Source organism: Rhodopirellula sp. J20-39 (genome assembly GCF_057365095.1).
In genome coordinates this window covers 1,334,759-1,352,327 of the sequence record NZ_CP195123.1, presented here as the reverse complement: position 1 = coordinate 1,352,327, position 17,569 = coordinate 1,334,759, and the positions used below count along the sequence as shown (strand labels likewise).

The window sequence follows — 17,569 nt, the reverse complement described above, 5'->3', positions numbered from 1 at the left end:
GCGTCGGCGGTGACTAGCTAGCGTTCTTTCGAGGCTGCAAATGCAGGACTTCGGTTGAGTCCAATTCTTTGGAACCACCTCGACTGCCAGCACCACCAGCGGTGAACAACGAGTTCTCGAAACGACCGATCCCCGTTCCATGACGACCTTGGGCGAACACGGACATTTCTCGCCACTGGTTGTCTTTGGTGTTCAACGCATGAATCTTTTCATGAGCAGTCTTCGCTGTGCTTTCGCCACCAGCGATTAGCAGCTCATCGCCAAGTTCGAATGCAAAGCAACCCGCTCTCGGTTCGGGCAGGTTGCTTGATTCGGCAAGCGTTGTCCACGATTGATCCTGCATGTCAAAAACATCGACCTGCGGGATGGTCAGGTTAAAAACCTCCTTGGTCGCTCCTGATGTTTTACGTCCGCCAGCGGCGTAAAGTTTTTCGTTGATGATAGCGGCTTGAAAGTGATCTCGCTCGCGAGGTGCATCGGGTAAGGAATGCCACTGCCCCGTCGCCAAGTCCAATCGATCCAGCCACGCGACACAGCCGTCCCAATGGCCGTTCTGAATTCCGCAAACCAAGTACAGGGATCCGTCGGAAATGACCGCCCCCGCTCCGCCACGACGACGGCCTTCAGGAATCTCCGGCCCCCATGTCCACTTGTCCTCACGAGGATCATAGATCAACACTCGGTCCAACGCGGTCTCGTGAGGATAACGCCCGGTCATCGCACCGGCCAACCAAATGCGATCTTCCCAAACCACCGGCTGCACATGGTGAACTTCGACCGGTGGTGCTGCCGCATGGGTCCACGTCAAGGTTTGTGGATCGAAAACATCCACGGGTTGAATACGGCGGCCGCCCAACAAATACATCTTGCCGTCGTACTCGATCATGCCCGCTTCGTGGCGTGCGTGAGGCTTTCCGGAGGTCGCAACCGGTTGCCATCGCAACCACTCCTGTGCCACGTCAGCCTTCGCAACGCGGACCACTGCCAACCAATCTTCACTGGCGTCTGCAGGTGGCAAACCAAGTGAAATCGATCCGCCACCTGTCACGCGAGCGACCGATCCGGTTACCAAGTCACCGCCGACCCGTGGGTTGAACCACTGCACAGTGTAGTCGCCCTTGGTGCCACTTAAGTCGAGTTGCGATTGGCCGCCTTCGGGAAGGTAAACCAGATACACTTCATCTTGCTTGGCAAAACAGAACTTACCGGGGTCATGTTTTGGGTTGCCCACTAATTCGTCAGCGTTTTTCATTTCCCAAAATGGGATTTGGTTGTCGTGAAAGAACCCGATCGCGATGCGACAGTAGTCCCAACTCTGGTCACGACTTCGCCAATCTTCGCAAACGATATCGTTTTGATCGAATTGGTAACCAAAGTAGTATTCACAACCGGCACCACCTGCCATCAAGGTTCCCCACAAGGTTTGCTTGCGAACCTTGTGCTGGGTGTAGGCCATCTTTCCGCTGCGATCGTGACCGTCGAAACCGTTGTACCCTAGGTCAGGACACTGGGCGTGCCCGGCGGAACCGGATTCATCGAAAGCCACGATCCAAGGTTTTCCTGCTTCGTTCGAAGCTTCCACCCATTTCAATGTTTGGGCATGTGTGGTTTCGAGGCTGCTGTTTTGCAGCGACGCACCGGTCAGCTTGGATTGATCACCCAGCAAAGGTCGATACACATCATCCTGTTGACCAGGGAAGGTGTGAATCACAATGTTGTGATTGTAAGGATCCAGCTCGGCAATGTAATCAATCATCGCTTTGACTTGGGCAGTCGACTGAGTGTTCTCTTCGCCGATGTTCCAGTTGAGTGCCAAGTTATGACCGAATCGAGCTACCAGCTCGCGACAATAGAGCTTTCGCTGGACGCCAAGATTGCCTCCATCCAAACTCTCGTTAACGCGACCGCCGTTCTTACCGTTGCCTCGCTTGTGGTCATCGTTTTCGGTTTCTTGCATTTTAAAGTGCAAGTACATGCCTCTCGCGGTGCCGTGATCAAAGACGGTCCCCCACTGATCAAGCTTACTACAGTCGTAATGCAGCTTGTCATCGCGGTGAATGAACGGCCACACATTGTCACCGTCGCCACCGGCGTTGTATGTCAAAAACGAAAAGGCGTTGCAGCCTTTACCTGACAGGTAATTCACGGCGCCAATCAGCCCCTTACCCTTACCATTCTTCCAAGTTGGGTCGCCATCGTTCCAGTCTTGTTCGTGAGCCGACCAAGTCTTGATAGGTGCCTTCTTGAGGTTGCCGCCAATCGTGTTATCAAAGTCAGCGTAAGCGAGCAGCGTCTCGGGCGCATCAGCGCCTACCTTCAAGAAATACTCTTTGGACCCGGCAAACTGAAGATAATTTTTGCCGACATATTCAAGGCGTCCATGAGCCCGCAAATCTCGGCCAGACTTATCGGTTGCGGCAATTTCAAACGAGCCAGTTTTCGCATCGAATCCAGCCACCGGTTCTGACGCAGCATCCGCATCCAAAGCGGCCAGCTTTCCATTACGAAAAGAAATGTCATAGGTCCACTTGCCCGGTTGATCCGGGGCAAAGTGGGCACGCCACACGGTTCCCTCTTGAGCGGACGAATTGGCCGCATCGCCATCAGCGGCAAAGTAGCCTGGGACTACATATTGCTTGCCACTGGAATGCCGGAACGTCACCGTCATGCGGCAATCCGTGAATGGGTTGGGTGCATTGTCTTGCTCGTGAGCATATGGACCATTCAAGTCCAACGTGACCTTGTGCCATGCCTTCAGTTCGCCGTTGACTGTGACCGATCCGTCACCATCGCTCTGACGAGGCTGATACAGCGGTTCGCTGCTGACGGGCTTCGTCGGACTGGACTGCGGTGATGCATCGGGGGCCTTGGCGACAGCCTTCGCTTCCTCTTTCAAGTGAGGCAATGCGGCCTTTTGAGTCGCTTCATCGGCCGGCTTAAACGCGACCCCGCCCCAGCGTGCACGGCTGAACTCTTTCCCGTCTTCACTACCGACATTCGCGGTCACTCGGACGATCGCTCCTTCCGTAATCTCAATCTTGTCCCAAGTCTTATGGAACTTAGATGCATCGTCCATGCTCGCGGTTGCCAGAGGACTCTCGTGGGAGCCAACAGCCTCTTCGTCAATGCTAACCGTATAGGTCGACTTCCCGTCGTTCTCACCAACGGCGATCAGAGTCACGTCGTAGACACCCGACGGATACGGGAAAGTGCGTTCGGCAGCACCGCTGCGAGCTTGATCGGGATTGACTGCAAGCCATTTCCCCTTGTCTAGATAGCAATTTTCAACCTTCCCATCGGCGAACATGGATGCGGGCATCGTTAGCCTGCGGTTGTCCCACTTGGAAGCGGTCGCACTCGCCTTGGGTGTAGATCCCTTTGCAAAAGCGGCTGGCATCTTTCCAGAGTGAACTCGCGATGCAGGCCCAGCATCTTCGGGACGAGCGAATTCACGGTTGGTCGTCATGATCCACTTGTCGAACTCGAAGCCATCTTCACGCATCGAAAAATGAATCGTGTGCAGGCCCGGTTCGTTAATGTCCAAGAAAATCTTGTAGGGTTCGCCGCAATGTTGCTTTTCAGTTCGCTGCCTGCTTTCCCATCGCCAAGTTTTCTTACCCTGGCACCATTGCATCCGTTGCCCACTTTCAGGCCATTCGCCATCCAGCCCGACGTGCAATCCGTTGTCCTCTGGACCGGTTGAATGAGCTCGTACCCATACATAATAGCGACCGGTGTTTTCGAAGTTGACCTTGTAGGTCAGGACCGCCAGCTTGCCCGGCACGTTCGAAAAATTCGTTCCGCCAATTAACTTGTCAGCATGCGTTTGGCGTGTATCTGGCAGGATTTCGAGATAGGCACCACCACTGGCTCCGTCAACATGAGGTGGATCGGCATCGGGCTTCAGAGCGGGGATTTCTCCAGCATGAGTTAGATAGAATGCACGGACATCCGTTTGGGTTTGCTCGGCGAAATGCTCAGCTTCAACGGCAACAAGGCCATCTCGCTCGGCAAAGACCACCGATGATGGATCGGATGCACCAGCGTTCTGATTGGCTTGGGCCTGCACCGCTGGCGTGCCCAAAATCAGGCCGCTGGCCGTCAGACAAAACGCTAACAAGAAATGTGGTTTCGACATGGCTACTGTGGGGTGAAGTGTGTCAGGGAGAGAAAGGGGAGGGAAGAAATACGACCCCGACGACGCGTCGTGGATCGTGGTGGGAAACGAACAGGATTGAAACTTTGGGAAGGCAAGCGAACTGCCGGTCCCGCTTTGGCTCGGTACGGTTACGCAGTACCTTTACACAGTGACGATGGCGTCAACGAGGGCGTCGGCGATTGCCTCAGCCACTTCGGTTGTCGATGCGGAACCGCCAATATCAGGCGTCCGGATCTGACCATCCTTCAATACCGCAGCAACTGCGTTTTCGAGTCGTGCACCGGCATCGATACAAACCGCATCGTTGTGTTGGTCACCGAGCCAATCCAACATCATCGCGGCCGATAGGATCGTTGCCATCGGATTGGCAACATTCTTACCGGCGATTTGCGGAGCCGTGCCATGGGAAGGCTGGAACAGTCCGTGCTTCTCGCCGATTTCAGCGGACGGGCCCAGCCCGAGTCCGCCTACCAAGCCCGCACCAAGATCCGACAAGATGTCGCCAAACTGATTTTCCATGACCAGGACATCGAAGTCCCAAGGGTTTTGGACCATGTACAAACTCATCGCGTCGACATACACAGCGTCTCGATCAATGTCCGGATACGTCTTCGCCACGTCCATGAACACTTCTCGAAAGAACGCCATGCTGCGAAACACATTCGCTTTATCAACACAGGTCACCATTTTCTTGCCATCGCGGGGACGTCCGTTGCGACGCTGAGCCAATCGAAACGCGAAGTCGGTCACTCGCGATGTTCCCTTGCGAGTAACGACCAGTGTGTCCGTCGCCACTTCGTCGCCCACCTTGGCGCCACCACCGAACGAGGCAAACAAGCCTTCCAGGTTTTCACGGATCACGATGAAATCGATCCCTGGTCCCGTGTCCTTCAACGCACAAGGAGCCCCCGGATACAACTTGACTGGACGAATGGCCGAGTGAACGTCCAACGCGCGACGGAGCCCCACCATCATCGTTGGCTGCACCTCAGTTCCATCGGGGTACCGCACGTCCGGCAAACCAATCGCCGACAGCAATACGGCGTCCGCTTGCAAGCACTTTTCAAGCACACTCGCCGGCAGTGTCTCGCCGCTTTCGCGGTACAACTCCGCGCCCGCCCGATGTGGCGTGATCGTTAACTCAAGTCCATCGGTTTGGGACACCAAACGATCCAGCACAATGCAGGTCGCGTCCATACACTCCGGGCCGATCCCATCGCCGGGCAACGCGGCAATTTCATAATTCTTCACTAGTTAGTTCTCCAACAGATTCAATCGACGCACCTCTTTGGCTTCAATCCAATCAGCGACTTGCTGATCAAAGTCCAAGAAGTGGGAGGTCGTTTTGTGGGCAATGAAAGCGTCCGCGTTCGCATAGGTCTCATACAAGAAGAAGACCGACGAATCGGCTTCTTCGGTCATCACATCAAACTGAAAGCATTCCGGTTCAAGCTGCACGGAGTCACGTGCTTGCTGTAACACCCGAGCTCGAAAAGCGTCCACGAATTCCGGTTTGATGCGGAATGTGACCGCGATCGCAAAGGTAGGTTTTGTCATTTCAAAAGTGGCTTTTGTTGTTCTTCAGTAAGGAAACGAGTGGGCATGCCGCGAAGCATTAGGAACAACTTCGCGGTCTCTTCAAGTTCTTCAATCGCGTACACGGCTTGATCCAAATCGGCCGCACCGATCACGGGTCCATGGTTGGCTAGCAAAGCCCCGCGTGATGACTTGGCAGCATCCGCAACCGCATCAGCTAATTGTTCGTCACCCGGCGGAAAATAGGGCACCAGCGGCAACCTGCCGACACGCATCACAAAGTAAGCAGTAACCGGCGGGATCGCGTTTTCAGGGTCCAAATCGGCCAGGCAACTGACCGCCACCGACCAAGTCGAATGCAGGTGCACGACAGCCGTTTCTTTGGCCCGCGCGTTGTAGTAAGCCAGGTGCAAGAATGCTTCCTTGGATGGCGGCTTCCCCGAGATCAAATTCCCGACCGAATCGAGCCGCGAAATTTCATCAGGATCCAATCGCCCCAGGCACGAATTGGTCGGCGTCACCAACAATCCGTCAGGCAACCGAACACTGATATTCCCAGAGCTACCAGCTGTTAAGCCGCGGTCGTAAATCGACCGACCATGTTCGGCCATCCGTTCGCGCAGTTCACGTTCGCTCATCACTGTGCCTCCAAAGCATCAAAGAAAAATCGCGGTCCACCGAAGTTGCCCGACTTCAGTGCCAACGATAAGGACGGCCCCGAAACGGAAGTTACCCACGGAACACCGGGCGCAATTTCGCGACCAATTCGCACCGCCGTAATATTCAATGCATTGATCACCGCACCGGAAGTTTCGCCGCCGGCTACCACAATTCGGTCCACTCCCTGGCGTGCTAATTCCGTTGCTATCGCGGCGAAGACAGCTTCAGTGAAATCCGCCGATTCACGTTCGCCAAGATGCAAACGCGCCGCTGCGACGGACTCTACGTCCGCACTGGAACAAATCAGCACGGGCTGACTTCCATCAACGTCGGGACTTTCTTCCCAACGATCGCGGCACCACTGGACAGCTTCGGCGGCCATTTCGTCGGTGGTTTGCGAGCCGTCGATGTCCAAGTGCAATACCGGATGTGATCGCGAAAATTCCGCCACCTGAGCTCGAGTTGCGTCCGAGCAACTCCCCGCCAAGATCACACTGGGACTATTACTGGGACTATCGCTGATAACAACTTGACAACCATTTGGTTTGATGCCGTTAACGGACTGCTCACGCGCTGGTTGTGGCTCAGTTTGCTGCTGGCGGTGCGTTCCTATTCCCATTGCTTCCGCCCAGTACTGCGCAACGGCTGATCCGCCCGTCAACAGCACATGCGACTTGGCGATCCAGGCTGCTGACCGTAGGTCATTGTCGTTTATCGCATCAACGATGAAGTGGGTAGGAACATCCAAATGTGGTAGTTGCCCCGACGCCAACCAAGCCACATTTCGTTTTGACTGCATCTTCAGAACTCGCACCAAGTTGCTGTCCAACATTGGATTGAGCGGATGATTCCGCATTCCTGATTCGTGCAGCGGTAAACCGTTTACGAAAAGATGACCACAATAAACCGTTCGTCCGTTTTCCGGAAAAGACGGGCAAAAGAATAGCGTTTCAACATGCAATGCGTCGGCCAAAGCATCAGCGACCGGACCAATGTTTCCTGCCGAGGTCGAATCGAACGTCGAGCAATATTTGAAGAAGAATCGGCCTACCCCCATCGATTGCAGAAACCGCAAAGCGTCCAGCGATTGCTCGACAGCTTCCGACGCCGGAATTGATCGGGATTTTAAAGACACCACAATCGCATCCGCCGCATCGAATTCCGTTGAATCGAAACTTTTCGAATGAAAGTCATTGGGAATGCCAAAGCACTGCACCACACGCAAACCGGCACGCACCAACATCGACGACAAATCCGTCGCGCCTGTGTAATCATCGGCAATGCAACCCATTCGCTCAGCAATCATGTCCGACTCCCTCACTTACAATCGCGATCGCACGCACCGGACATCCATCGCCACCGACAATCCGCAATGGTAGGGCAACGAACTCGACTTCTTCACATGGGATCTGATCCAAGTTGGCCAGACCTTCCACAATCACCACGCCGCCTCGAAACAAGGTTTGATGAACGTTCGTCAGCTCTTCGATGTGATTGACGTCAGCAACGGAGGGCGGCTCGACACCAATCATCGCAACCTGACGCTGCACCAACCACTCGGCAAGTTCTATCGAAATCCGAGGCAACTCATTTCGATAAGCGGGAGTCCCGAAACGTTGATGCCAATCCGTTCGAAACAGCAACCGATCGCCAGGATAAACCTCGCCAATTGCCGACATCACATCGTCAACGGTGATCAGGTATCGTGGCAATGTATTGGGTAGCGACACCACTCGGGCAGGACCACAACAAGCGGATAAATCTTGTTCGTCCAACGAAGCACCACCTGGCACGAAATGCTTGGGGGCATCCATGTGAGTTCCAGCATGCGAGTACAGGTGCAAGTTCGTCGCGTTCCAGCCTTCCTTTTCGATCGTCTTGGCAGTTGAGATCTCGACGCCCGGCATTTCCGGTGTAACGGGCAAACTCAGGTCGATCACCCGTCGATGATTACCAGGCTTCGCGATAGTCGATGCTTGCAACCGAACAGACTGCCCCCGGCGATTTGATTCGTAAGCCGCTTCAACTACTTGCAGCGTCTTGCGGTACTCTGCTGGCGAAGTTTCGCACTCTGCTTTGCCATCCAAGACTTCTTGAAAATGCAACTGGCAAGCGTGAACGCAATCACCCGCAAACCCCAATTTCGAAGGGGTGTAGTCGTGCGTGTACTCGGCCTGCCCCAGCGGGTGCACCTTGATCGTTCCATCATTGGCCAATGTCAAACTGCCGCCGTCACCTTCGATCCACATCTCACCGAATGTGTAGCGTGGGTTGTCGCAAGATGATTCGTTGTATCGGTTCGCGTCCCAGGTTGCGACAATGCCGTTTTGCAAGCGAAGCGTCATCACTCCGGCGTCTTCACCGGCGATCACACTGTTCAGTTTCTGCAAGCGTGCTGAACACTCCGCGACCTCGCCACCGAGGTACCGGAAAATATCAACGAAGTGCACGCCCGTTTCTTGAATCAGTAGACGCGGCATCGTACGGAAATAGGGTTGACGATCTAAATAGGCATCGTCTCCCCAACCATCGCCCATGCGAGTTCGGATCGTCATCGTATGCAAGTGCTGGCCGATCACACCTTCGTCGATCAATTGCTTGATCTCGCGATGCCAAGGCTGAAAGCGAAAATTGTCGTGGACCATGAACGGCTGCCCACTCGCTTCCGCTAACTCCAATATCCGTCCTGCTGAACGCTTGTCACTTGCTAGTGGCTTTTGACAAATCACGGGCAAGCCTCGGCCAATGACCTGTTCAATCAACTCCAATCGTCCTGTCGGACCAGTCGCCACGTCAATGAAGTCCAGGTCCTCTCGCGACAAAGCTTCCGACACACTGGTATAGACATGATCGATGCCGTACTTCGCTGCCGCATGCTCGGCTTTCGACCGATCCAGATCACAGATCACGACAATTTCCATTCCCGTGATTCGCACCCACGCACTCAAGTGGAAGTCACTGAAATAGCCTGCGCCAATCAACAGACCGCGTCGCTGAGTCGCTCCGCTCATGATTGCTCCTCTAGCAATGGAGTGGCCGGATCAATACGAAACCACAACACGATCGCTGCAACGTTGAGTATTGCCGCAACATAGAAGAATGGGATCGGAGACCCCGTCCAACTCAGCAGATACGGGAAAGCCAGCGATGTGACAAACGCGCCGATGTTCCCGGCCATGTTCATCGTCCCCGACACGACGCCTGCATTGGATTTGCCAATATCCACACACGTGCTCCAAGAAGGCGACAAAGTCATGTCGGCTCCGAAGATGCAAAGACTGAACCACATCGACGACGACAGCGGTGTCACCGCATAAGCGCTTCCAACGATCCCAATCGCGGCCAAGGTAAAACCGACCGCCGCAGGCAATCGCCTCGACAAACGCCACTTTCCGCGTGAATACAAACGATCCACCCACCAGCCGGCGGTCCAGTTTCCAATCGCACCACAAATCATGGGCAAGGCGGTGAACAAACTCGCCTGCATGCCAGTCAAACCGTAACGCGACATCAATTGTGGAAAGAACCAAGTCAAACCAAAGAAGAAAATGAAATTCGACGCGAAGTACTGAATACATAGAGCCCACACACTTCCCGATCGCCACATCGTCGATGTCAACGAAGCTTTTGTCGCAACGTCCACTGGACGATCGATCGTTACATCCGATTTCGAACTGCTCTGTCGGTTCGCCAAGATGTAATCGCGTTCGGATTCGCCGAGCCAGCTCGCATCTTCAGGATCATCACGAAAGAAAATCAACCACAACACCGACCAGACGCAGCCGACCAGCATCAAAATCACAAAAGTGGGTCGCCATCCAATCTGGGCAATTAACCCCGCAACCAATGGCAGTGTTACCGCGGCACCAATTCGTGAACCGGAAAAATTAATCCCTTGAACTAACCCCCGTTCCTGCATCGGAATCCACGAATACATCGCACGTGCCATACCAGGGAATGCACCGGCTTCTCCTGCACCGAACAAGAACCGCACCACGAGCATGCTCGCGAATGACCCCACCGCCGCCGTCAATCCAGTGAACAGCGACCACACAGCCACAATCGAAGCCAATACTCGCCGCGGCCCTAACCGGTCCGCTAACAAACCGCTTGGTGTTTGAAACAATGCGTAACCCAACGAAAAAGCAGCAAATACCCATCCCATTTGCTGGTCGCTGAGGGACAGTTCCGTGGCCACATCGGTTTTGGCGGCCGAGATGCAAACACGGTCCACGTACAGGAGCACCGAGAGCAAAAACGTGCCGGCGACCAAGAATGATCGCATGGGGATTCGCATTGGCTGGGTCTCGGAGAAGAAGAAAATCGGAAAGAACGAACTCGAAGTATTAACTCTCGATCAACAGCGGGACTGCCCCGCTCCAGCCATTAATCGACTTTTATGGTTGGGATTGTACCAGCAAGAAACTGCGGTTCTATTGTATAATTTCGACCATTCATTCAGCGTGCCCTAATGATCAGCAGATACAGCCAATGACATTAGTCAACCTTGCGCAAGCCGATTCCCTGACCATGCAGCAGGTCAATACGTTTTGCCACGTGTATGAACGAGGCGGTTACGCTGGCGCCTCTGAGGTTCTCGGGTTGGCCGGGCCGACCATTTGGGAGCAGGTCAAAGCACTCGAGAAAATCTACAAAACCAAATTATTCGTGCGTTCCGGGCGCAACATCGTCCCTACCAATAGCGGTCAAGCGTTGTACGAAATGTTCCGTCCGTTGCTGGCGAACGTGGAATCAACCTTCGAACGACTGGCCGAACATCAAGACCAATCCATCACGCAGTTCACGCTGGTGACCGGCATGCGGATGATGATGGAAGAGCTCGGCCAGCCCCTGCGTCATTTCCAGAAAGCATTCCCAGGCACACGAATGCAATTGATGACCGCCGATAACGTATCGGCGCAACAATTGGTACTCGAAGGCCGAGCGGATCTCGCCTTCTTGATCGAGCCGCCTGAAGAAATGGTCGCCGACGGCATCGACTACGAAATGCTGTATCCGCTGGAATACCTTGCCGCACTACCACCGCGTCACCGCCTGATACGCCGATCCAAAGTCACGCTCGCCGATTTGATCAACGAGCCCTTGGTGGTCGGCAGTGCCCATACGATTGGCCGCAAACAATTGGAACAAGCCCGCTTTCGACTAGGGATGAAATCCCCGCTCAATATCGTCGCCGAAACCGACAACAGCGCCGTCACGCTTGCCTGCGTCCGGGCTGGCTTAGGCGTTGGGATCATCGCCAGCCAACCCGATGGGTTCCTAACCGGTCACGTCAAAACACGATCGATCGCAAGTGAAATTGGCAATGTCAACGTCGTAGCCGCGTATCGCAAAGGCCGAACGCTAACCAACGCCCTGCGCACCCTGGTGGAAATGATCCAAGCGACATAACCCTCCGCACCCCGGGAGTGCGAGGCTCCCGCCGAGCCACCACCTGCCCAAACAACGCACAAACATCAGCAGGAGCTTCGCACTCCCAAATCCCTGCTGCTCCAGTCCTTGCCCAACACCCGCACCTCGGGAGGGCAAGGCTCCCGCCGAGCTACCAACAACCCAAACAACACACAAACATCAGCAGGAGCTTCGCACTCCCAAATTCCTGCTGCTCCAGTCCTCGCCCAACGCCCGCATCTCGGGAGGGCGAGGCTCCCGCCGAGCCACCACCTGCCCAAACAACGCACAAACATCAGCAGGAGCTTCGCACTCCCAAATTCCTGCTGCTCCAGTCCTCGCCCAACAACCGCACCTCGGGAGGGCGAGGCTCCCGCCGAGCCATCACCTGCCCAAACAACGCACAAGCTCAGCAGGAGCTTCGCACTCCCAAATCCCTGCTGCTCCAGTCCTCGCCCAACACCCGCACCTCGGGAGGGCAAGGCTCCCGCCGAGCTACCACCAGCCCAAACAACGCGCAAGCTCAGCAGGAGCTTCGCACTCCCAAAACGACCAGTGCGTCGGGCTGGCACACGGGCGAGTTTGGATTTCCGTGGGCGCATAAAAAAAGCTTGGTTCATAAACCAAGCTTTTAGAAGCGACGCGGACGGGACTCGAACCCGCAACCTCCGGATCGACAGTCCGGGGCTCTAACCAATTGAGCTACCGCGCCTCAAAGAGGCGTCTTGTGTGGTTGCTTTCGCATAACACACAACGAAGTCGATCAACAAACGAATCGTTGGGTCGGCTTCGATGGCTGGAAGTATATCTATGCTGCCGGCTCGTGCAATAGGTGTCTGCCGTCAGATCGGAAATTCTGAAAATCAGTGCTCCGGAGAAGCAACGGATATGTCGAATGTGCCGGTTTTCCCTAGTAATCTCGGCATATTCAACCGCTTTCTTTAGCCGTTCTGGCTTCCCGATCAGCTTGTCGATCGACTCGACCTAGCTTTCATCTGAGGCTTTTTCAGGCTTCGACCGAGTTGTTTGCGCCGACAAACGGCCTTGATCGTGTACTTGCTCCCCAAGGGCGAACCGCACGAGTGTTTCGCGCACCTGGAATTTTTTCAGGGGAGCACGAAACCAGCCGCACGTTGGTCGGTTGCATTGACACGCTGCCCCACCTCCGCTTTTGACAGCAATATCATGGACTACCTCTTTTTCGCCTTCTCGCTGACCGACTGGTTGTGGGATTCGTGGTACGAGCTCCGGCACTACACCACGAATTTGAACAAAACCCAGTGGGGAATCATGGCCGCCAGCTCTGTGCTGTTCGGCTTCGTTTGCCTGAAGGGCAACCCGATCAAACACTAATCCGGAGCTGGCGGAGCCCTTGAGGCCTCGACATCCAGCAACGGCAAACCATCGGGCTGCGGCCTAGCGAACGCACCCGAACAAATCGGCCCTAGTGAATCCGTTCCAACAAGGTGGCTGCTTACTTAAGCAGGGCCGAGTCCCTGCATCCGTCGCCATGCACTGAATTGGCCCACATGCAACATGGTGTGGCCACCCAAATAGAATGCGTGGATCCCGCCCTTGGTGGCAAACTTGGCTCGCATCCTTTCGTTCGGATTCTCAGCGGCGAGGGTTGCGTCATCCGCTTGAAGCACGGCATCAATCGCCGCTTGATGAGCAGTGAAGAACTTACCGACGACCTCATCCATCGGCGGATATAGCGTGTTGTCAGGATCGTCCAAGCAAGTCGCGTCTTTAGAGAACAACGCGATGTATTTTTCCGAGGGCAGAATCGAGCTCGCATCGCCCCCCAATTCCTCAACGATCCGGCTCGGGTAAATGCTCAGGTGCCCCAAAATGAAAGCCGGGTGATTGGACTCCACTAACTTGCCGCCAACTTCGGCAAACCGAGCGAACTGATTGGGCTGAACGTCTTTGAGAAGTCGCTCAATATAACCAATGCTCATTTTGGCGGATTCAGCAATCATCGGACCGATCATGGGATTTCCTATCAATGGTGGGGAGTTTTCAAGAGTTTGCTAAATTGATTTTCGTTCGTCGATCCAGCGTTTAGATTTCGCTTCGGATCGAGGCAGGGTGCCGTCGGGAACGCAGGCAACTGGAACCCGCAGGGCCAGTCGTTGTCGCAAAACTTGTTCGAGTTTTGTCACGCTATCGGAGTCGGGATGAACCTCCAGTTCGATTCGCAATTGATCCATCGAATCGATCTGACTAGCGATCATCCGAAACTCCGCCGTGGGTTCAGTCTCACGAACAATCGCCTCGACGCTACTTGGAAAAACATTGACCCCACGGATCACCAACATGTCATCGGCTCGCCCTAAAACCCCGCCGGGCAAATGCACAAAGCGACACGGCAGCGAATGGTTCCAAACGGGAGTCACAATGTCGCCGGTACGATACCGAACCACCGGACCGCCGTCACGTCCCAGACTGGTGATCACCAATTCGCTGCGTTCACCCACCGAGCGATTTCCATCGTCTGAGCTTGTTCTAGTTTTGTCGTCATGGGCGTCACACTGCTCGAGAGGCCGTGGATTGCCTTGCGAATCGAAAACCAGAAACTCCGCGATGAATTCCGATTCGATGATGTGCAACCCCGTGTTGTCTTCGCTGGCGAATCCCCACGCTCCGATCTCGCTAGCACCGGCATGATCGATCACGCGGGCACCCCACTGAGACTGTATGGCATCTCGTACGCTGGGAACGCTACCGCCAGGCTCTCCGGCGACGATGATTCTGGAAATATTGTTTTGCGATAAATCGATGGCGTGTTGTTTGGCCACGCTGGCCATGTGCAGGGCGTAAGTAGGCGTGCAACACAAGACCGTGCACCGCCGCTGTTGGATCAACTGCAAACGAGCGAGCGTGGTTAATCCACCACCGGGAACGACGAGTGCACCACGCTGCACGAGAGCATCGTTCGCCGACCAAAAGCCGATGAACGGTCCAAACGAAAACGCCATCATGGCAATGTCGCTGGCACTTACTTCAGCGGCATCCAATACATATTGCCAACAGTGAATCCACCAATCCCAATCGGATTGAGTGTCCAAAATCGGCATCGGCCAGCCTCGTGATCCGCTGGTTTGGTGATAGCGGACATAAGACTCCTTGGGGCCAGCAAACAAAGGTGGCAAGGCTCCGAAATTCCGCGAGGCTCCGGCCGGGGAAGCAACTTCAAGCGGCGACGAATCTTGCGATGCAGGGCCAGCGAGATCGCTTTTGGTCAGCAAGGGAAATTGGCTCAATTCATCGAGCGATTGCAGCGGCAAACGGATTTCCGACAACGCCTGGCGATAAAGCGGGTGATCCGTCAACGTTCCCAGCAACCGGTTTAACTTACCCAGTTGCAATGAGCAAAGTTGACGCCGATCGAGGGTCCGGCATTCCTGGCGGTTCAGTGAGTCGGCGGATTGATCCGTGGCGGTCATCGTGGGCTGCGATCCGGGCGAGCGTCATAAGGGCGAAGGAAATAGCATACTCGGCAACGCCCTTGGATAACGAGTCGGCTGACTCAATCAACGCGCTGAACCAAATTAAGGCGGAAAGCAAATCAACGATACAAGTTGTCAATCCATCGTGTCCCACCACCAAGCCTAAAACACTGGCAGTGGCTCGGCGCAAATGCAAAATGACTTTTGGGCGTTCTGGCCCGCTAACTTGGTTCTGGCCCGCTAACTTGATTAAGGAATCGATCCAACGGTGTGATTCGGAACGGCATTTCGGAAAGCCCCGTTTCGGCACCCAAGTTAGCTAACCTAGCCATCCACCTGTTGAGCTGACACGGATATTCGCCAGCGTGCTACCGTAACCCGTTGTTGGCAGCATTTTGCAATCCAGCGGGTGGTCCAATACCGCTGGCAAGTCTAGCATCAACGTCATTCAAGAAACGCGGGAAGACGGACATTTCAACGTTGTCGCGAAGCGGTTTCGGCCAATCGCGGTAGGCAGTTTATTGATTCGCAAAGGCGAAATGCAGGATGGATGCAACGACCGAACCCATTATCGCCGTTGTGGGGTACCCGATCGCCGGAAACCCCACGCAATTTGCGTTGGAAACCGGCCTAGAAGCAGCGGGAATTGATTGCCGCATTTTCTCGATCAATCTTTCACCTGACTCAACGGCGGACGCCCTGAACGGAATGGCGGCGATGAAATTCGCAGGCGTTTGGGTGGCACGGTCGTCGATGGCTCCGGTTCAACGGTGGCTTGTAGGTAACCATGACCAGGACCCGAGTGTTGATTTTCTGATCCCCCCGACCCAAAAGTCCGCAAAGCAGCCCGCCGACTGGGGAAGATTCAAACTGCGAGCCGAAACATGGCCCAAATTGGTCGCCTCGCATTTAGCGACGTCGGGCTATTCCATCAAGAAAATCATCTTCGCTGGCGAAGCGAGTTTGCGAACCGACACCCCGACACCGGCCGAAAAAAAAACCAATCCTGACGCGGGTTCTGAAAAAACAACAAACGAGAACTCGCCAGCGGATCAACCGGCGCCCCCAGCGGTGACCGGAATCCGAGACCAGCTTTTGAGCGAATGCCGAGCCCATGAGGGGAAAGCGTTTGACGAGGTTACGGAGGACGATGTGGAATTATTCCGTCGGCCGCCCACAAATACCGAAATCACCAGCCGACTTCACGGGCTTGCTGAAGACGAGGGGGTTCTGGTGATCCTCGATCCTAATACCGATCGAACGACTTGGAACGCATCGATGAACTCGATCCCCAAGCGAACCGTGGTGGTCGACCTAAATGGCGCGTGGGAACCGACCGATGTCGCGCACGCAGAGCATTTGAAAGCATCATCGGAGGGCTATCTGATCCGCAGCCTGGACATTCATGCCCAATGCTTATCGACCTTGGTCCAACGATTGTTTGACACTACCGTGGCGGCGGAAGTTTTTCAGGAAGCGATCGACGAATATTTGGCGGTCTAGAGATGCAAACGTCCGAAGCCTTTCCCGTACCCGACAACGTTAACAACGCCCTGCAATTGCGTGACGACTTTATTGTCGAAACGATCGGAAAACTGCAGCAACGGATCAGCGAACGTTTTCCCGACAGCGGGCTGTGCTGCCTTTGCGGAGAACTGTTGCAGGTCGCGCGTCAAGCCTCGGAGCGTTCCCGGATCATTGACCGTCCGATTTTGTGGATCCGCGCGGCGGGTTACACGATGGCGGCATCGGTGGTCATTTTGCTGTTTTGGGTATTAGCAACCTGGGTTAGGCCGCCGACCGAGGACATGACGGAACAACGCATCTCGCTATCGTTGTTTCTTGCCACAATCGAAACGGTGTCCAACGAAGTCATTCTATTGGGGGCAAGCATTTATTTCTTGATCTCGCTTGAAACACGCATCAAGCGGAAACGAGCGTTGTCGGCCGTCCATGAATTGCGATCGATGTGCCACATCATTGACATGCACCAATTGACGAAAGATCCCGAGCGGATTTTGGCCGGCTGGAAAGGCACTACCAATTCGCCGCGTCAGCACATGACACCGCTGGAATTGAATCGGTACCTCGACTATTGCAGCGAGATGCTCTCTTTAACCGGAAAGATTGCGGCCCTGTACGTTCGGCGTTTTGACGACTCGGCATCCGTCGCCGCGGTTAGCGAAGTGGAACAACTCAGCACCGGATTGTCTCGCAAGATATGGCAGAAGATTATGATTCTGAATCAGTCCGTCCCAGCGACGAAGACGAACGAACCACCGCCAGCGACGACCACAATCAAAACGGAACCTGTTGTTAGCGACGAATCAACCTCATAAACACCGCCCAA

14 protein-coding genes and 1 tRNA gene are annotated in these 17,569 nt (G+C 54.8%); 4 read left to right on the top strand and 11 right to left on the bottom strand.

The window, feature by feature from the left end; all coding sequences use genetic code 11:
- Positions 1-13 precede the first annotated feature (13 nt).
- The 7 genes from ACR3ZL_RS04800 to ACR3ZL_RS04770 form a co-directional block, all read right to left on the bottom strand.
- Entirely contained in the window at positions 14-4,138 is a 4,125-nt protein-coding gene (locus ACR3ZL_RS04800; RefSeq protein ID WP_473649026.1) for a Kelch repeat-containing protein, read from the bottom strand.
- A gap of 162 nt (positions 4,139-4,300) precedes the next feature.
- Positions 4,301-5,410 (bottom strand): isocitrate/isopropylmalate dehydrogenase family protein, encoded by a 1,110-nt coding sequence (locus tag ACR3ZL_RS04795; protein ID WP_473649027.1) that lies wholly within the window; start codon positions 5,408-5,410, stop codon positions 4,301-4,303.
- A gap of 3 nt (positions 5,411-5,413) precedes the next feature.
- The gene (locus ACR3ZL_RS04790) at positions 5,414-5,716 is read right to left on the bottom strand and encodes a putative quinol monooxygenase (protein ID WP_473649028.1); all 303 of its coding nucleotides are present in this window, start codon (positions 5,714-5,716) and stop codon (positions 5,414-5,416) included.
- Positions 5,713-6,333 carry a 3-oxo-tetronate 4-phosphate decarboxylase gene (gene otnC / locus ACR3ZL_RS04785; protein ID WP_473649029.1) on the bottom strand — a complete coding sequence of 207 codons (621 nt, stop codon included), beginning with the start codon at positions 6,331-6,333 and terminating at the stop codon, positions 5,713-5,715. The genes ACR3ZL_RS04790 and otnC overlap by 4 nt, the downstream gene beginning before the upstream one ends.
- Positions 6,333-7,661: a 3-oxo-tetronate kinase gene (gene otnK, locus ACR3ZL_RS04780; RefSeq protein WP_473649030.1), complete on the bottom strand. Its 1,329-nt coding sequence runs from the start codon at positions 7,659-7,661 to the stop codon at positions 6,333-6,335. Before otnK ends, otnC begins: the two co-directional genes overlap by 1 nt.
- Positions 7,651-9,366, bottom strand: a complete 1,716-nt coding sequence (locus ACR3ZL_RS04775; RefSeq protein ID WP_473649031.1) for a cyclase family protein — start codon at positions 9,364-9,366, stop codon at positions 7,651-7,653. Before ACR3ZL_RS04775 ends, otnK begins: the two co-directional genes overlap by 11 nt.
- On the bottom strand, positions 9,363-10,640 hold the full coding sequence (locus ACR3ZL_RS04770; RefSeq protein WP_473649032.1) for an MFS transporter: 1,278 nt from the start codon (positions 10,638-10,640) through the stop codon (positions 9,363-9,365). The genes ACR3ZL_RS04775 and ACR3ZL_RS04770 overlap by 4 nt, the downstream gene beginning before the upstream one ends.
- A 206-nt stretch (positions 10,641-10,846) precedes the next feature.
- Here ACR3ZL_RS04770 and ACR3ZL_RS04765 point away from each other — a divergent pair, with 206 nt between their 5' ends.
- Entirely contained in the window at positions 10,847-11,767 is a 921-nt protein-coding gene (locus ACR3ZL_RS04765; RefSeq protein WP_473649033.1) for a LysR family transcriptional regulator, read from the top strand.
- Between the two features lie 638 nt (positions 11,768-12,405).
- On the opposite strand, the gene ACR3ZL_RS04760 is transcribed toward ACR3ZL_RS04765, so the two are convergent.
- A tRNA-Asp gene (locus ACR3ZL_RS04760) sits at positions 12,406-12,479 on the bottom strand.
- Between the two features lie 332 nt (positions 12,480-12,811).
- Between ACR3ZL_RS04760 and ACR3ZL_RS04755 the strand changes: the two genes are divergently transcribed.
- Positions 12,812-13,120, top strand: coding sequence for a hypothetical protein (locus ACR3ZL_RS04755; RefSeq protein ID WP_473649034.1), 309 nt, complete (start codon positions 12,812-12,814; stop codon positions 13,118-13,120).
- Positions 13,121-13,245: 125 nt separating this feature from the next.
- On the opposite strand, the gene ACR3ZL_RS04750 is transcribed toward ACR3ZL_RS04755, so the two are convergent.
- The 3 genes from ACR3ZL_RS04750 to ACR3ZL_RS04740 form a co-directional block, all read right to left on the bottom strand.
- A complete protein-coding gene (locus ACR3ZL_RS04750; protein ID WP_473649035.1) occupies positions 13,246-13,761 on the bottom strand; it encodes a DinB family protein in 516 nt (171 codons plus the stop codon).
- A 39-nt stretch (positions 13,762-13,800) separates the two neighbouring features.
- A complete protein-coding gene (locus ACR3ZL_RS04745; RefSeq protein ID WP_473649036.1) occupies positions 13,801-15,216 on the bottom strand; it encodes an acyl-CoA synthetase family protein in 1,416 nt (471 codons plus the stop codon).
- Positions 15,217-15,538: 322 nt separating this feature from the next.
- Positions 15,539-15,667 carry a hypothetical protein gene (locus ACR3ZL_RS04740; RefSeq protein ID WP_473649037.1) on the bottom strand — a complete coding sequence of 43 codons (129 nt, stop codon included), beginning with the start codon at positions 15,665-15,667 and terminating at the stop codon, positions 15,539-15,541.
- 98 nt (positions 15,668-15,765) lie between these two features.
- Between ACR3ZL_RS04740 and ACR3ZL_RS04735 the strand changes: the two genes are divergently transcribed.
- Positions 15,766-16,722, top strand: coding sequence for a hypothetical protein (locus ACR3ZL_RS04735; protein ID WP_473649038.1), 957 nt, complete (start codon positions 15,766-15,768; stop codon positions 16,720-16,722).
- A gap of 2 nt (positions 16,723-16,724) precedes the next feature.
- Positions 16,725-17,558: a hypothetical protein gene (locus ACR3ZL_RS04730; RefSeq protein ID WP_473649039.1), complete on the top strand. Its 834-nt coding sequence runs from the start codon at positions 16,725-16,727 to the stop codon at positions 17,556-17,558.
- Positions 17,559-17,569: the final 11 nt, after the last annotated feature.